We start from the raw sequence: 2724 nt of genomic DNA on the forward strand, positions 1-2724 counted from the left end.
CCTGAAATAACCGTGTGTGGCTGTGGCGTCCCACTATTGCTCTGGCCAACATACTTGAAAGCGCTCACCAGAATATCATCGGGGGTCATGGCGATTCCCTCGCCGCCTCCCTGGTAACCATTCACGCGAATTCCCGGATTACGCGAGGCATCACCCTGCGTCGCCAGGGCAGGCGGTGTGGCACTGGTGGTCACATAGAAAACATCGTAGTCCACGGAGACAAGTGCGTTATCAGGAGTCCCCGGCCCGACTGTTCCGCGGCTGGGAGGATTGTTCGCCCCGTCGCGGACACGGACGAGGCCGTTCTGATCCACAAACTGCCCTATAAAATTGGGGCTGATCCGTCCCGCGTTCATGTTGTCCTGAGCGGTGTAGATCAGGTTGCCCATCCCGTCGTAGCTATTCGTATAGACACGTACCACGGGCTTGAGGAACGGCAGGGCGGAAGGCATCGCAACATACTGCTTGTTGTTAGGTGTTCCCTGAGCCGCGCGGGTGGGGAAATCACCGGGTATCGGGTCACGCAGTATGACTTCGTGACGTGCTCCCAGCCAGTAGGCCATTGTCCTGAGGGTCATGCCACCGCTAGGATTCTCCTGCCAGACCGGCACGTAGAGCATTAAATCATTGCTGCTCCCGCTGGCGCTTGCCGCAACTCCCGTTCGTCCGCTGCTACCCGTGAGCTGAGCCAGATTCCCATTCGCGCTATTATTCGTGATCGCGAGTCGTGTGTAGCCCAAGCTCGGCGAACCCGTCGGATGGTAGACGGGATCCTGCGCCACGGCGTACGAGTACCAGAGTGTCGTCATCGAGGCCGCGTCCACACAGCGCACGAGACCATTGGGTTCTACCACGTAGATTTTGCCATCATGAAGAAGTGGCGCGGGAGCTGCCATCGGCGCTCCTCCGGGCCCGGCATAAGTACCACTAGTCACGGCAGGGTTGGTGGCAGTGTTGGGAGCGGGGGCAATATTGCCAAAGCTATCCGCTAGAAGCGCGGTAAGTTTTACCAGCGTGCCGTTGCTCAGGGTCACAAAGATAAAATCAGCATAAGAGGTCGTGCTAGAATTGTAGACCGTTCCGAGGGTGGGCGACGAGGGCATGGTTCCCGCACCATTCCAGCGCCAGAGCTCGTCGTGCGATTTGCCCAGCGCCAGGTCAGGAATTCCCTTGTCGCCGCTCACCAGCGAGGGGTGCGCATTGTAGGCACGCACCGAGGGAGTGCTTGAGGCGTCCAGTCCTGTGGCGTAGACAACTCCCTTTGCCACAAGCGGTGCGGTGGTTGAGCTGAGTGCATCGAGTGCGCCTACTTGAAATGCGGGCACCAGCGGCGCACCAATCGCCTCAAAGGAAGAGCCGGTGCGGCGGGGATCCTTGCGGTACTGATTGTTGGCACTCCCCCAGGCCACTACATTGTAGAGGAACTTCAGATCTTCCGCGTGGGCAGCGAGCAGGTTTTCCCCGCAGTAGGCGCCGGAGTTTCCGCCAGAGGGTGTGCGCACGCCGCCCGTGTAGTCGTTGATATCGCAGCCCGAGTCCCCTGCGGTGGCGATAACTCGACCCGAGCCGTAGTTACCGGCAGCGATATAGGGCAGCCCGTTCGGTGCCGATGCCGTGGCCCGCGCCCGATTGCCGACAATATTAACCAGCACTTCTGGATTGGGTGCTGCCGTCGGATCGGCGAGGCTCACCAGAGCAAAGTTACCGTAATTTTTATCCCCCAGGTTCGCGATCTCCGCCTGGCTCAGTGGATTGGGGGTATTGAGAATCGGGTGGCTGGGAATATTGATCGAGGGCGTGCCCGCGCCGCCACCACCACCGCCGCTGAACTGAAGCTGATCCAGAAAGAGCGGCCCGGAGGGAGCCATGCGCATATTGCCACAGTCCTCCAGCCACAGAACGCCCCCCGCATCTACCAATTTACGCAGCTTCTCACGATCAATCGCCGTCATCCGTGTGAGGCGGTGATTAGTGATAAAGAGCAGGTCGAACTGCAATAGATCCTGGATGGGGGTATCCGTGAGAGGCACTTCCCAGTAGGCAGCCATGTTCTTGGTGACCTGCTGGCCCGCCTGATACTGCTGACCAACGCCGCCCGACCGGGCCGTCCACCGCGCCGCCACATCGTTTGTGACAACTTTTGGGGACAGCGGGTTGATGAACTCCCAGTTTTGGGGTTTCAGGTCGGCACGTGTGTCCGCGATATAGAAAATAAAGGGATCCGTGTTCTCTGTACCACGCCCATCATTGATATCGGTTGAGTCCACCAGCAGAATCCCGACTTTGAGTGTCCGCTTGTTGCTGGAGTAGGTCGTCGCCACCTGTGCATGAACGACGGTTGCTACCGTCAGTACCACAACTGCCAGTAAGGAAAGTGCCGCTCCCAGTATCCGTTTTCTTATCGCCATTTTATTTTCCTTACGCCCCCGGTGTCTCCCCAGTGTAGAGGAGTCCTGGCGCTACCGGGAGGCGCGGTGCCACCGGCAGGACATTGCCAAAGCTATCTTGTCGCAGCGGGCCTCCCACGAGGGGTGAAGACAGTGTCGCGTCGTACAGATAGACGATCCCACTGCCGCCACCGTTCCCGCCGGGTTGCGGCCCAGCCAGAATACCGTTTTGCCCATGAACTGTCTTGATCCCCGTCGCCCCCGGGTTGAAATAACCCGGTGCAGTGGGCTGTAGCCCTGTGGAGCCGTAGTAGTGTGGGACCCAGCCCCACTTCTC

General features: G+C 59.4%; 2 protein-coding genes. Both read right to left on the minus strand.

The features are described 5' to 3' along the window. A partial coding sequence (locus ACH2EH_RS24945; protein WP_395146086.1) for a hypothetical protein occupies window positions 1-2408 on the minus strand: 2408 nt, incomplete at its 3' end. 10 nt (window positions 2409-2418) lie between these two features. After that, the coding region (locus tag ACH2EH_RS24950) for a hypothetical protein (RefSeq protein ID WP_395146088.1) at window positions 2419-2724 on the minus strand (306 nt) is incomplete at its 5' end.

The organism is Armatimonas sp., from assembly GCF_043760365.1.
Taxonomy (GTDB): domain Bacteria; phylum Armatimonadota; class Armatimonadia; order Armatimonadales; family Armatimonadaceae; genus Armatimonas.